We start from the raw sequence: 12929 nt of genomic DNA, 5'->3' as shown, positions 1-12929 counted from the left end.
TAATTATGATTAAAAAAATTAAACTTACAATAATTGCTTTAACTATATTTAGTTCAGCATTTTCTCAGGAAGACAATAGAGTTCTTTCTAAAGGAGATAAATTATATAATAATCTTTCTTATATAAAATCAATCGAAGTATATGAAAAAGTAGCAAATAGTGGTTATAAATCTGTAGAATTATTTCAGAAACTAGGAGATTCTTATTTCTTTAATTCAGATTTTTTGTCTGCAAATAAATGGTATGCTGAATTATTTCAATTAAATGAAAAAGTTGATAATATATACTATTACAGATATTCACAAACTTTAAAATCTGTTGGAAACACAAAGTTAGCAGATGAATATTTAACTAAATTTGCTAAATCTAATGCAGATGATACAAGATCTAAAGAATTTAATAAGAATAAAAACTATCTTTTAGAAATTGAAAATAATTCGAATCGTTTTAAAATTGAGAATCTAGGGATTAATACGGAATTTTCAGATTACGGTGCCGCAATTAATAAAGATACGTTAGTTTTCTCATCTTCAAGATTACCTGAAAAAGGTAAATCAAAAAGAGATGATTGGACTTCAGATTATTTTTCTGCATTGTATAGTGCTACAATTGGTAAAGAAAATGGAAAGGTAAGTAATGTTAGATTTTTTTCTGAAGAAATACAATCACTTTTTCATGAATCAAGTCCAGTGTTCACAAAAGATGGCAAAACGATGTATTTCACTCGAAATAATGTTTTAAAGAATAAAAAAATAAACTCAGGAAAAGTAAATTTATTGAAAATTTTTAAAGCGGATTTTGTAAATGGCAAATGGACTAATGTAACTGAATTACCATTTAATAATAACGATTTTAATTGTGCACATCCAATGTTAAACCCAGATGAAACAAAACTTTATTTTGTGTCAGATATGCCTGGAGGTTTTGGAGACTCAGATATTTATTATGTAGATATTCAAGATAATGGTTTTGGATTGCCTAATAATTTGGGAAATAATATTAATACTCAAGGTAAAGAAACCTTTCCATTTATAATTGAAGATGAATTGTATTTTTCATCTGATGGACATTTAGGTTTAGGAGGATTAGATGTATTTGTAACAAGTATTAATGATAAAAATTTTAATAATAAGATTAATAACATAGGTAAACCTGTTAATAGCTCATTTGATGATTTTTCTTTTTGTAAACTAAATAATTCAAAATATGGATTCTTTACTTCAAACCGAGAAGGCGGAAAAGGAAAAGATGATATATACAGTTTCATTGAAATTAAAAAGCTTGAAACAAATACAATTTTTGAAGGTGTAGTAGTTGATAAAGAAAACAACGAACCACTTCAAAATTCAACAGTAACAATTTATGATAAATTACATAATGAAATAGGAAAAGTAACTACAAATGATAAAGGAGAATTTACTTTTAATAATGTGATGAATAAACCTTTAGCATATTTAAAAGCTGAATCTACAGATCATGAAACAATTGAACTTAGTGCGCCAAATAACTCAAACAAAATTATTTTAGCTTTACCGAGAATTAAAAATCAAATTACAAAAGGAACTGATTTAGCAAAATACTTAAATATTAAAGATATACAATTTGATTTTGATAAATTTAATATTAGAAGAGATGCTGAAGTTGATTTACAAAAAATCTTAATTGTAATGAATCAATTCCCAGATATAAATGTAATAATAAAATCACATACTGACTCAAGAGGTAGTAATATTTATAATAGAAAATTATCTGAGAAAAGAGCTAAATCGACTTTAGAGTATTTAGTTTCAAAAGGAATAAATAGAAATCGTTTAGTTTCATTTGGCTTTGGAGAAGATAAATTATTAAACAATTGTAAAGATGGTGTAGATTGTAATGAGGAAGAACATCAATTGAACAGAAGAAGTGAATTTATTGTAGATTAAATATTAAATTATACAGAGGCAATTTTTATTGCCTCTTTTTTTATGATATTAAATTTAAAATATAATATATTAATAATAGATGATCATCCACTAATTATAGAAGGATATAAATTGTTGTTAGATTATTGTGAATTTGATTTTGAAAAAAGTGTTATAACTGTAAATAATAGTAAAGAAGCATTTGATATTTTAGATAATAATCCTCTTTTTAATCTAGTATTAATAGATTATAGCATCCAAATTTATAAAGAAAAAAATATATATTCAGGTATTGATTTAGCAAAAATAGTTTTAAATAAAATACCTTATGCCAAAATTGTTTTTATTACAAGTAGTATTGAAACTTTTATACTTTTTGAAATTAAAAGTAAAATAAATCCTCAGGGTATTATAATAAAATCAGATCTTAGTTCTGATGAGTTAATCTCAGCATTTCAATTAATCATAAATGGGAATCAATTTTTTAGCAAAAATGTATTAACGCAACTTAACAAAATCTATTATGATAATAAAAATATTTTTTTTGATTATAAAAATAGAGAGATAATAAAATTATTATCAATGGGTTTGTCAAATAAAAGTATTTCTTATAAATTAGGAATTAGTATAAGTTCTATTGAAAAAAGAAAAAGAAAAATAAAAGAATATTTAAATTTAAATAATTCTACAGATCATGATATGTTAGTAAAAATAAAAGAGTTGAAATTATTATAAGCACAATTATTTTATGTTAAGTAGTTTGTTAATACCATCTTGTTTTCTTCTTGAAATTGGAATCATTGCACCATTTTTCATTTCACAATAATATCCTGCTTTTTTGTTTATTTTCAATATATATGATATGTTTACAATATATGAGTGATGTATTCTGTAAAAGTTGTTAAAAGTCAATAATTCTTCATATTCTCCTATGTTTTTGCATGCCATTATTTGTTCATTATTCCTTAAAAAGAATATAGTATATCTACCGTCTGATTTACAAAATATAATTTCTTCAAAATTAATTATGTCAATTTTATCTAAAGAATGAACAGTTAAAAATAAATCTTTACTTTTTAGTTTATTTCTTTTAAAAATTTCATTTTCAAATATTTTTTTCTCTTCAATTCTTTGAATAGCTTTATTAGTAGCTAAAATTAAATCTTCAATTGATATAGGTTTTAAAACATAATCAATAGCATTATATTTAAATGCTTTTAATGCAAATTCATCATAAGCAGTTACAAAAATAATTTCTATTTCACTAATATCAATTTTGTCTAATACTTCAAAAATTTGATTTTCATTAATTTGGATGTCTAAAAAAGCAATTGAAGGTTTGTATTTATTTATTGCTAAAATTGTTTCTTCTAAATTAATACATGTTTTTACTATATTTATAGAAGGACAAAATTTTTTTATAAAAAAATCTAAGATAACAATATTATTTTCTTCATCATCTACTAAAATGGCATCATATTTTGTCATAAATTTGTTAATTAAAAAAAATCTTTTGTGAAGATACTATATTTTTTTGTTTTTTTTATTTTGAATATAAAATTTGTTTATGGACAAACTTATAATTCAATTAAGTCTTTTTCTGCACAAAGAAAAATAATAGAAAATGTTTATACTTTAACACAAGATAACAATGGATATATTTGGATTGCAACAGATAACGGTGTGTTAAAATTTAATGGAAACACTTTTGTCAAGTTTGATTTAAATTCAGGTTTACCTTCAAATGATATTTTTAATATTTATATAGATACTAAAAATAGAGTTTGGTTAAGTGGTTATTTTTCAGGTCTTTATTATGTGCAAAACAATATAGTATATAAAATAAAAAAAAGTAATGAAATTAAGGGTTTAGTTCGTTTTTTTGAAAATAAAGACACTCTTTTTATTAATCCACTATATAAATTAAAAACTTATTATTTATCTAAAAACAATTTAACATTAAAAAGAAAGAATTCTTTATTTGAATATGTAAATGGAAATCGAATAAAATTACAATATGATAAAGAAGATGTAATTATTAGAGAAAATAATAGTAAGAAAAGTAAATTATCAAAAGTTCAAGTTGTTAACTTTTTAATGAAAAATTCTTTTGCTTATTACGATACTCAATCTAGTAATTACAACCCTTTTTATAGGTTTATACCTAATAAATTTAAAGTATATAATAATCAAAATTATTTTATTATAGATCCAAGTCTAGACTCAAATTATAATTTTAAAATTATTTCAAGAATTGACGATAAATTTCTAATATTATTAAATAATCAAAATAAGGTATTAGTTTATTATAATGGAATATTTAATAAAAAAATTACTGATTACATTAATAGTTTACCAATAAATTTAAAAGACATAAATAAATTATTTATTGATAAAAAATTTAATGTTTGGGTTATATCGGAAAATTTGGAATTAACTTTTATTCCTGAAAATTATAGAGATATTTTAAATTTTAATTTTAATTTTAAAATTAAGAAAGTAACTTCAAGTAGTGATGCTTTTTATTTATTATCTGAAAATAAAATTTTTATATATAACATTAAAAAAAAATCAATAATTGATACAGTAAAATTCAATTATGAAATTAAGGATATTAAAATTATCAAAAAAAGATTGTTTTATTTTTATAATAATGGAGAAGTATATTATTCAGATTTGAATAATTTAAAAAAGAAATTTAAATTCGAATTAAAAGGTTTAAAAACTTTATTATACTTTAAAGAGGATTATTATTGTATAATAGGAAGAGGATTATTTTCGTTAAAAAAAGGTAAAATTTTTTCAAATGAAAATTCAATCAGATTTAATGATTTCTTTAGTTTTAATGATGGTTTTGTTTTATCAAATGAAGAAGAATTAATTTATTATAATTTGTTAAAAAAACAAACACTTAAAAAGAATATTAAATTTATTAATTCTATAGTAAAGATAAATGATTATAACTTAATAGTCGCATCAAATGAAGGAAAGATTCAGATATTAGATAAAGATTTAAAAATTAAAAGTAATTTCTTTATTAATGAAAATATAATAAAATTATTTTATAATAAAAAAAATAATAAAATTTTAGTATATACTTATGGAGGACTTTATGTTTTTAATTTAAATTCTCATAACAAAATTGTTTTAGATAAAATTTTAACTATTGAAAACGGGTTAATTGAGGGCAAAATAGTCGATTTAATTTTGATAGATGATATAACATATCTATTTACGAATAAAGGCTTCAGTAAAGTTGAAAAGAGTTTTTATAATGATGAAATTTATGATGATGCTAAAATTGATATTTTAAATATTAATTCAAAAATAAAAGATAAATTAGTTAATAATTTTATTTTAGACAGGAATGATAATGATTTGAATATTAACTTATCAATTAAATCTTTTAATAATTTAAAAAAATATAAAATTTTTTATAAAATAAATGATACAAATTGGGTTTTATTGAAAAACAATGAACTCACATTTAATAATTTAATGCCTAATTTATATAAATTAGAATTAAAAATTTCTAATAATAATATAAATACTCCAATTGACTATAAGAGTATTATTTTTAAAGTGAAACCTTATTTTTGGGAAACATTTTTGTTTAAAATTTTAATTATTTTCTTATTAATAATTTCAACATTTTTTATTTCTTTTTATTTTGTGAATTTAAATAGAAAAAAAAACAAATTGAAGTTAAAGTTAACGAATTTGGAAATGAAAAGTTTAAGAGCTCAAATGAATCCTCATTTTATATTTAATTCAATAAATAATCTTCAATCTTATATATTTTTAAAAGATGAGTTAAGTGTGAATAATTATATTTTGAAATTTTCTAATCTTTTAAGAGCAACTTTAGAAAATGTAAATAATGATTTTTCAACATTGAAAGATGAAGTCTTGTATTTAAATAAATGTATTGAATTTGAAAGTTTAAAAAGGAATATTTTAATTGAATTTATTGTAATAAACAAAATTGATTTAGATAATATTTTAATTCCAAATATGATTTTACAACCTATTATTGAAAATAGTATTGTTCATGGCTTTAAGAATAATAATAATTTTTTTATAAAATTACAAATAAATACAGATGAGAATTATCTTTTTATTGAGATAATTGATAATGGTATTGGACTGTTAATTGAAAATGAAAAATCTAATAAAAAATCATATGGGATTTCAATAATTAAAGAAAGATTAATTATAATGAGTAAAATAGATTCTTTAGATTATAAATATGAAATTGATAATTTATTAGATGAAAATAAAAATATAAAAGGAACTAAAGTTTTATTAAAATTACCGTTAATGAAAAAAAATAATAAATATTAATTTTTTGGGTAAAGATTACGTTATTTTGACCATTTATTACATTGTTTATTTAATAATCATATAAATTTATATTTTTGATTATACTACTTGCATATAAAAAATAAATTTTTTGTTAATTCATATTTGTTGGTTAAAATGAATTAATGTTTTGTGTTAAAAGGCTGTGCAATGTGTCACAGCCTTTGTTTTTTAATAATTATTGATTTTAATGAAATTGAATATATGTGTGGGTTTAAACTTAAAAAATAATGATAAAAAAATGTTTTTTAGTTATTAAATCATTTTTTTGACAGTGATTGGCAAATAATATCTTCTAAATAATTTGCAGGGGACTTTCACTGTCTTTTTTTTATAAAATAATTAAAATATTACTGAATATTACATTGATATAAACAGTTATTACATTTAATGTTTTTCATAATTTTTTTTTATTATTTTTAAGTAAATAATTTATTAATATTTGTTTTTAAAAGTTATTAAAAACATAGTCTTGGGTTGATAAACATAGCTACCAATGGTGGCTATGTTTTTTTATAAAATGATTTTTATGCGAAATGTTTATGTTTATGATAAAAAAAAATACTTTTATTTCTTTTTAAGAAAAAGATTGATTAATGACTTTAATCTATTAAGAATAAATGAAAGTGAAATGTTAAATTTTAAATCAACAAATAATAATGATATTTGTATTTTTGTTTTAAATGATGTTATTGATGCAATTGATTTTATTAAATTCAATAGTTTATTTAAAGATAGAATAATTATTTGTACAGAAAAAAAATATATTCATGAAGAATTTAATATACTTCTTAAAAATAAAAGTGTTGATATTTCAAAGCTTAAAAATGGATTTGTTCAAGATTTATTGTTTAAAATAAATAAACTGATCACATATTAAATAATTAAATACAAAAAAAACTCCAATTTAATTGGAGTTTTTTTTGTATTTAATCATATTATTTTTTATTAATTACTGTCGCAGGATTACCTTCATTATACTTTCCATTGCCTAAAAATATTTTACCAGCATTGGGGCCGGCAGGAACAACATCTCCAATTTTAATAAAATCTTCAGGGTTATATTTATAAACAATATGGTCAGCAGGCCATTGAAATATTTTTCTGCCATCATTTGGTTGATTTTTAGTTTTTGCAGCTAATGGTTCTTTATCTGATTTTAAGTATGCGGGTCCAGGTGCTTGAGGGAATCTTCCTTCTCCATATCCAGTTTTAGGCTTTACAACGATTTGATATTGTAGTTTACCTGAATGATTACCTCCGTTTAGTTCTAAAATTTCAACAGAATTTGTGGTTTGATTCATAATGGTAACACCGTTGAAAAATGGCATGCCAACAGGTGTGCAAATAACTCTTATTGGATTTTCTTCGTCTACAATTATAATATCAGATAATATTTCATCTAAAATAATTGTAGCTTTTCCATTAGTCATTTGAACTGTGCCATAATCTTGATACCAATATTCAGGTGATTCTGGGCAAGTTAATGTTACACGGCCATGTTTTTCTGTTGGAACTATTTCACTAACTGAATTAGTTCCCATAATTTTTCTTGCTACTCCAGTTGTTGCAGTTGTTCCTACATAAGCATATGCCTGCGAAGTTCCAGCGTAATTTAATGATTCAAAATAGCCGCCAGCTCTTGTATTTGTGTTGCAAAAAGCAGAACCTTGAACGCCAAATGAATCTTGGTTTTGACTATTTGCAATACCTTGTATTCCAACAGAAAATCCTGGATTTCCAGTTAAAGTTCCTCTGTTTAAATATGTTTTTAAAGCGACTTGAGTTCCTCCTAAAGTATTGTTAGTGATATTTAATTGGTTGTAATTTGCGGAAGGATTATAAGTAGCACTTCCATTTTGTACATAATTATAGCTTGCCATCCAAACATCAGAATAGTTGATATTTGCTGCTACAGTTGCAGCGCCTGTAGATTGTGAAAATGAACTTGTATAGCCTGCAGTTGGGTTGCTCGCGAAAACTCCTGCTCCGCTTATAGTTTGAGGTGGAACTCCGATAATGATATCTGTTTCTCTTCCTAAAACACCACCTACATTTGGTGTATGTCCAAAAACCGCATCATCTGTTCCTGAGCTTAAAACTTCCATTTTTGTTGTTGCAGGTACTGAAGTTGATACTCCAATATTACCATTTGAACCAATTATCATTCTCTGCGTTCCATCAGTAGAAAAATTTAAATTATCTGCAGCAGAACTCCATATTCCTGTGTTTTGATCGCCTTGGAATGAATATGTTGGATTTGTAGTTGTTCCTAAGTTATAAGATTGTAATTGTCCGTTTGTGTTTGAAATGTTAAATCGATTAATTCCACCAGTTTTAAATCTTAAGTCTTGAGAATCTGTTGTGCCGATAAAGTTTGTTCCAGCAGTTGTTCCAGCGTTTCCAATTAAAGTCCAATTTGTATTTGTTCCGCTTGAAATTTTTTCCCAAATTGTTCCGTTATAAAAATAATATCCTGGTGTAACTTGATATGGTCCTGGAGCTGATGTGTTTGTATTGTATACTATTGTTCCTTGAGCAGGTGCGCCACCTCCATTAGGATTAACTATATTTACTCCAATTGTTGTTGTTGTATTTGAGTTAGTTGCCGTTAATTCTACTACAGGAGGAAGTAATCCAGCTTTGTCAGTAGAGGGAGATGGTAATGAAGAATTAATGTCTAATATGGCATTAGGAGTTGTAGTTCCAATTCCTACTTGTGCATTTAATGAAATTGCATAAAAAACAATAAAAAGTAATTTTTTTTTCATGACTTTTATATTTTAGTTAAAAATAAATAATTAATATACAGTTAGTTATGTATAAATTTACTTTTAAAATAAACATAAAGGTTTTTGAAGTAACAACTGTTTTTTTTGACGTAATAAGTGGTTGTTTTTTTAACATTATTTAATTAAAAAGATTTTTAAAATTTGCTAAAATAAAAATCACCCAATCTTACATAACTGGGTGTAAAATTGGGTGTAAATTTTGTAAAACATTGATAATCAATGTTTTTTGTGGAGTCGGAGAGAATCGAACTCTCGTCCAAACAAGCCATCAAAAAGCTTTCTACATGTTTAGTTTCGGATTAAATTTTCGACAAAAAGCTTGGCCCAAAACCGCCACTCTTTGCTTAGCTTTATAATTGTCAGAATGGATTTAAAGCTTTACCATTCCTAGGTTTACTTTTACGGTTCTCCTGAATCAACCGCCATAAACCAAGGCTTTTGAGGAGAATCTAGCTTTCCAACCTTGTTGGAACTAGGCGTATCTTACTATAATTCAGATTATGCAGCTAAAGCGTAATTATTTTCGCCGTTTAAAAGTTCGTATCCTTGATATTTACGAGCCAAAAATACAATGCTCGACATGCTTACTAACCAATGCCACTCGCTGTCAAAACCAGTCGACCCCATTTAATTTGTTGATTACTAATATACTAAGTATACTAAAGGTTTACAACAAAAGTGTTGCCAAAAATAATACAAATATTTCAATGAAAAAAGCTTTCAACTCAAAATCAAAAATGTTATATTTGTAAATTAATGCACAATAATTGTTTTAAAAACATGAAATTCGGACTAATAAAAGAAAGAAAAAACCCACCCGACAGAAGAGTAGTGTTCTCACCTTCAGAGCTTTTGGATTTTAAAAATCAATTTCCAAGTGTTGAAATTTTGGTAGAATCTTCAGATATTCGAGTTTTTAAAGATGAGGAATATAAAGAAAAAGGATTTGAAATTGTTGATAATTTAAACGATTGTGATGTACTTTTAGGAGTAAAAGAAGTGCCTATTGATAATTTAATACCAAATAAAAAATATTTTTTCTTTTCTCATACTATAAAAAAACAAGCCTATAATAGAAATTTACTTAAAGCTTGCCTTGATAAAAATATTGAATTATACGATCATGAAACAGTAGTTAACGAAAATAATACTCGTTTAATTGGTTTTGGACGTTATGCTGGAATTGTTGGAGCATATAATGGTTTTAGAGCTTTCGGTTTAAAATTTGAAATATTCAATTTACCAAAAGCAGAAACTTTACACAATCAACAAGAATTAATTTCACAACTGAAAAAGCCTTTCATGCCACCTATTAAAATTGTTTTATCTGGAAAAGGTAAAGTCGCAATGGGAGCAAAGGAAATGCTCGATGGTATGAAAGTAAAAGAAGTATCAGTAAATGATTTTCTTTCAACAACTTATACGTATCCAGTTTATACAATGATTGATGTTCAGGATTATAATATTCATAAAGACGGATTAGCTTTTGATAAGAAAGATTTTTATGCAAATCCTCAAAATTATAATTCAAACTTTGAACGTTTTGCAGAAGTTTCAGATATATTTATTGCAGGTCATTTTTATGGTAATGGCGCGCCAATAATTTTATCAAAAGAAATGTTAGCTTCTCCAAAATGCAAAATAAAAGTAATTGCAGATGTTTCATGTGATATTGATGGTCCAATTGCTTCAACTTTAAGAGCGAGTACTATTGCCGAACCTCTTTATGGTTATTTACCTGGTGAACATAAAGAAGTAGATGTTTTTCATCCAGGAGCTATTGTTGTAATGGCAGTGGATAATTTACCTTGTGAATTACCAAAAGATGCTAGTGAAGGTTTTGGAGAAATGTTTTTACAACATGTTGTGCCAGCCTTTTTCAATAATGATGCAAATGGTGTTTTAGCTCGAGCAAAAATTACAGAAAACGGTAAACTTACACCAAGATTTGCTTATTTACAGAATTACGTAGACGGAAACTAAAAAAAAATACGAAATAAAAATACCTTCAAAATGTACTGTTTTGAAGGTATTTTTTTTGATTTTAAATGTTTATAAAATGTAGATATTTTAAATTCATTTTCATTTATAATTCCTCAAATTTTTGTTATTTAGCAATTAACTAATAAAAAACTAAACTACTAACCAAACTAAATTATGAATTCAAACCAAAATCAAACTAATTATCCTGCATTATATACACTAATTACGGTGTTTTTCTTTTGGGGATTTATCGCAGCTGGTAACAGTATTTTTATTCCATTTTGTAAAAGTTATTTTGAATTAGATCAATTTCAATCCCAATTAATTGATTTTGCCTTTTATACTGCTTATTATATTGGAGCATTATTATTATTTGCTATGGGAAATAGCACTGGTAAAGATATTGTAGGTACTTGGGGATACAAAAAGAGTATTGTTTACGGATTATTATTTTCTGCTTTAGGTGCAGGTGCCATGATTATTGCCGTTGAAGCAAGTATTTATGCCGGAATGTTAGTCGGATTATTTATTGTAGCCTTAGGTTTTTCATTGCAACAAACCGCTGCTAATCCTTTTGCTATTTTGTTAGGAAACCCTAAAACAGGAGCAGATAGAGTAAATTTAGGAGGTGGAATTAATTCATTAGGAACTACAATTGGTCCAATTTTAGTTGCTTTTGCTTTATTTGGAAGTGCAAAAGCGGTTTCTGAAGAGCAAATTCAAAGCTTACCATTAGATAAAGTTGTCATTTTATATTTAGGAGTTGGATTACTTTTTATTGCTTCAGCTGCTTTATTCTATTTTTCTAAAAAAGTTCCTGCTGGTTTAGCTAATGAACCAATGGAAAAAGCTAATAAAGCGCTAAGAACTTTAGTAATTATGACAGTTTTATTAGCTGCTTGTTTTGTGCCAATTTTTAAAACATATCAATTAGATACAGCAAGTTTTAGTGCTTCTGAAATGTCAGATTTAGAACATTATAGAATGCTATGGCTTTCAGGCGCTTTAGTAGTTGTTTTAGGTGGAATTTTATATTCTTATTTATCAGCTAAGAAAAATGTAAATGGTTGGGGAGCAATGCAATATCCTCAATTGGTTTTAGGGATGTTGGCTATTTTTGTGTATGTTGGAGTAGAAGTTGCTATTGGAAGTAATTTAGGAGAATTATTAAAATTGAAAGAATTCGGAAGTATGCAATCTTCAGATATTGCGCCTTATGTTTCAATGTATTGGGGAAGTTTAATGATTGGTCGTTGGGCTGGTGCAATTTCAGTATTTCATTTAGAAGGAATAAAGAAAACATTAGCTTTAATAATCATTCCATTACTTGCTTTTGGAGTAATTTTAGGTGTAAATATTATCTCTGGAAAAGATATGCAACCTCTTTATTTTTATGTAATTTGTATTTTAGTTCAAATCGCAGCTTTCTTCTTAAGTAAAGATAAACCAGCAAGAACATTAATGATTTTTGGAAGTTTCGGAATGTTAGCCATGTTAATTGGTTTGTTTTCATCAGGAACAATGGCAATTTATGCGTTTTTAGCTGGTGGATTAGCCTGTAGTATCATGTGGCCAGCTATTTTTAGTTTATCTATTATTGGTTTAGGAAAATATACTTCTCAAGGTTCAGCCTTTTTAATTATGATGATTTTAGGTGGTGGAATTATTCCTCCAATTCAAGGAAAATTATCAGATATCATTGGAATTCACCAATCGTATATTGTAGCCGTTGTTTGTTTTGCATACTTAACTTTATTTGCTATTTTGGTGAAAGGAATTCTGAAAAAACAAAATATTGATGTAGATACAATTGAGGCTGAAGGAAGTCATTAATTAGTTGTTTATAACAGTTTATAAATTAAACCTGACAGATAATTAAATCTGTCAG

The 12929-nt window shown here is 25.1% G+C and carries 8 protein-coding genes and 1 other RNA gene; 6 read left to right on the top strand and 3 right to left on the bottom strand.

Annotated elements, in window-relative coordinates; translation table 11 throughout:
- Positions 1-5: 5 nt before the first annotated feature.
- Together BMY86_RS04055 and BMY86_RS04050 are read left to right on the top strand one after the other, a co-directional pair.
- Positions 6-1925 carry an OmpA family protein gene (locus BMY86_RS04055; RefSeq protein ID WP_245745598.1) on the top strand — a complete coding sequence of 640 codons (1920 nt, stop codon included), beginning with the start codon at positions 6-8 and terminating at the stop codon, positions 1923-1925.
- Between the two features lie 42 nt (positions 1926-1967).
- On the top strand, positions 1968-2639 hold the full coding sequence (locus BMY86_RS04050; RefSeq protein WP_091465468.1) for a response regulator transcription factor: 672 nt from the start codon (positions 1968-1970) through the stop codon (positions 2637-2639).
- A gap of 6 nt (positions 2640-2645) precedes the next feature.
- Here the strand turns inward: BMY86_RS04050 and BMY86_RS04045 are convergent, their stop codons facing one another.
- A complete protein-coding gene (locus BMY86_RS04045; RefSeq protein ID WP_091465465.1) occupies positions 2646-3392 on the bottom strand; it encodes a LytR/AlgR family response regulator transcription factor in 747 nt (248 codons plus the stop codon).
- A gap of 27 nt (positions 3393-3419) precedes the next feature.
- On the opposite strand from BMY86_RS04045, the gene BMY86_RS04040 reads away from it, so the two are divergent.
- Together BMY86_RS04040 and BMY86_RS04035 are read left to right on the top strand one after the other, a co-directional pair.
- Complete coding sequence (locus BMY86_RS04040; RefSeq protein WP_143065587.1) at positions 3420-6248, top strand: sensor histidine kinase; 2829 nt, start codon at positions 3420-3422, stop codon at positions 6246-6248.
- Positions 6249-6897: 649 nt separating this feature from the next.
- Positions 6898-7146, top strand: a complete 249-nt coding sequence (locus BMY86_RS04035; protein WP_143065586.1) for a hypothetical protein — start codon at positions 6898-6900, stop codon at positions 7144-7146.
- A gap of 58 nt (positions 7147-7204) precedes the next feature.
- Here the strand turns inward: BMY86_RS04035 and BMY86_RS04030 are convergent, their stop codons facing one another.
- Both BMY86_RS04030 and ssrA read right to left on the bottom strand, forming a co-directional pair.
- A complete protein-coding gene (locus BMY86_RS04030) occupies positions 7205-9037 on the bottom strand; it encodes a hypothetical protein (RefSeq protein WP_091465458.1) in 1833 nt (610 codons plus the stop codon).
- A 247-nt stretch (positions 9038-9284) separates the two neighbouring features.
- Positions 9285-9683, bottom strand: a transfer-messenger RNA (tmRNA) gene (ssrA, locus tag BMY86_RS04025).
- Positions 9684-9838: 155 nt separating this feature from the next.
- Here ssrA and BMY86_RS04020 point away from each other — a divergent pair.
- Together BMY86_RS04020 and BMY86_RS04015 are read left to right on the top strand one after the other, a co-directional pair.
- Complete coding sequence (locus BMY86_RS04020) at positions 9839-11041, top strand: NAD(P)-dependent oxidoreductase (RefSeq protein ID WP_091465454.1); 1203 nt, start codon at positions 9839-9841, stop codon at positions 11039-11041.
- A gap of 174 nt (positions 11042-11215) precedes the next feature.
- Positions 11216-12874 carry an MFS transporter gene (locus BMY86_RS04015; protein ID WP_091465452.1) on the top strand — a complete coding sequence of 553 codons (1659 nt, stop codon included), beginning with the start codon at positions 11216-11218 and terminating at the stop codon, positions 12872-12874.
- The last annotated feature ends 55 nt before the right edge of the window (positions 12875-12929 follow it).

The organism is Flavobacterium urocaniciphilum (assembly GCF_900110615.1).
Lineage (GTDB): Bacteria > Bacteroidota > Bacteroidia > Flavobacteriales > Flavobacteriaceae > Flavobacterium > Flavobacterium urocaniciphilum.
The sequence above is the reverse complement of the archived record's forward strand: the minus strand, read 5'-3'. Positions and strand labels throughout refer to the sequence as shown.

Coding starts and splice junctions, on each gene's coding strand:
- BMY86_RS04055 (WP_245745598.1), top strand. CDS start 6: ATGATTAAAAAAATTAAACTTACAATAATTGCTTTAACTATATTTAGT.
- BMY86_RS04050 (WP_091465468.1), top strand. CDS start 1,968: ATGATATTAAATTTAAAATATAATATATTAATAATAGATGATCATCCA.
- BMY86_RS04045 (WP_091465465.1), bottom strand. CDS start 3,392: ATGACAAAATATGATGCCATTTTAGTAGATGATGAAGAAAATAATATT.
- BMY86_RS04035 (WP_143065586.1), top strand. CDS start 6,898: ATGTTAAATTTTAAATCAACAAATAATAATGATATTTGTATTTTTGTT.
- BMY86_RS04030 (WP_091465458.1), bottom strand. CDS start 9,037: ATGAAAAAAAAATTACTTTTTATTGTTTTTTATGCAATTTCATTAAAT.
- BMY86_RS04020 (WP_091465454.1), top strand. CDS start 9,839: ATGAAATTCGGACTAATAAAAGAAAGAAAAAACCCACCCGACAGAAGA.
- BMY86_RS04015 (WP_091465452.1), top strand. CDS start 11,216: ATGAATTCAAACCAAAATCAAACTAATTATCCTGCATTATATACACTA.